General features: G+C 65.8%; 1 protein-coding gene. It reads right to left on the bottom strand.

Translation table 11 applies throughout. The features are described from left to right. Nucleotides 1-59: 59 nt before the first annotated feature. Nucleotides 60-1,169, bottom strand: coding sequence for an ATP-dependent DNA helicase (locus tag DYI24_RS26790; RefSeq protein WP_164574478.1), 1,110 nt, complete (start codon nucleotides 1,167-1,169; stop codon nucleotides 60-62). Nucleotides 1,170-1,246 lie beyond the last annotated feature (77 nt).

Below are 1,246 nucleotides of genomic sequence, written 5' to 3'. Positions count from 1 at the left end.
CTCCCGCTTGCGGGAGAGGGGTGGGGTGAGGGCGACGCGGGCACAGACGGAGTGCCGCGCTACACCACCACGCTCAGCCGTTTCGCCGCGCGGGTAATCCCCGTGTAGAGCCAGCGGGCGCGGCTGTCCTGGAACGCAAAGCTCTCGTCGAACAGCACGACGTCATCCCATTGCGACCCCTGGCTCTTGTGCACGGTGAGCACGTAGCCGTAGTCGAACTCGTCGTAGGGCTTGCGCTGATCCCAGCTGATATCTTCGATGCCGCCGGAGAAACACTCCTGACGTACCGAGACTTTGGTGAGGCGGCCGCCGAACTCTTCATCGGGCGTCACCCGCATGGTGATGATCTTAGTCTTGATCGGCGAGCGCGACTTCACCCGCCACAGCCCGCCGTTAAACAGCGCCTTCTTGCGGTTGTTGCGCAGGCACACCAGCTTGTCGCCGCCGACCGGAAACGGATCTTCGATGTTCAGCCGCTGCCGGAAACGCGCGTTGTAGGCGCGGCGGGTGTTGTTGCGGCCGACCAGCACCTGATCGGCATCCATCACCCGCTGCGGATCGAGCTGATCGCGCGTCACCACCTCGGTGTCGCCATAGCGGCCGCGTTCGAGTCCCCTGCCCTCGCGCACGTCCATCGACAGCCGGACGATCGGGTCGTCCTGGGCCTGGCGATGCACCTCGGTCAGCATCACGTCGGGCTCGGCATTGGTGAAGAAGCCGCCGCCCTGAATCGGCGGCAGCTGCGCCGGATCGCCAAGCACCAGCAGCGGGCAATCGAACGACATCAGGTCGCGGCCGAGTTCTTCATCGACCATCGAGCATTCGTCGATCACGATCAGCTTGGCTTTCGACGCCGGCGCGTCGTCCCACAGCTCGAAGCTCGGCTGTTCGACGCCACTCTCCTTGGTGCGGTAGATCAGCGAATGGATGGTGGAGGCGTCGTCGCACCCCTTGTTGCGCATCACCAGCGCCGCCTTGCCGGTGAAGGCGGCGAACTTGACCTCACCATCGACGCCTTCGGCAATTTCACGCGCCAGCGTGGTCTTGCCGGTACCGGCGAATCCGAACAGCCGGAACACCAGCGGCGTGCCGTTGCGGCCGGGCCTGGCTTTGAGCCAGGCGCCGACGGCTTTCAGCGCCTCGTCCTGGACAGGGGTGAAGGTGGTCATGGGATCTCGCGGGCGGACCACGCGGCGGGCAACGCCCGCAGCGACTCGGTGCCGGCAAGCTAACGCGTCGGGCGCTC

This window comes from Rhodopseudomonas sp. BR0C11, from assembly GCF_010820945.1.
In the GTDB taxonomy this organism is placed as follows: Bacteria; Pseudomonadota; Alphaproteobacteria; order Rhizobiales; family Xanthobacteraceae; genus Rhodopseudomonas; species Rhodopseudomonas palustris_H.
Note: the sequence above shows the minus strand (reverse complement) of the source record. Positions and strands in the feature narration are given on the sequence as shown.

Excerpts from the sequence above, each read along its gene's own strand:
- DYI24_RS26790 (WP_164574478.1), bottom strand. The coding sequence starts at position 1,169 with ATGACCACCTTCACCCCTGTCCAGGACGAGGCGCTGAAAGCCGTCGGC.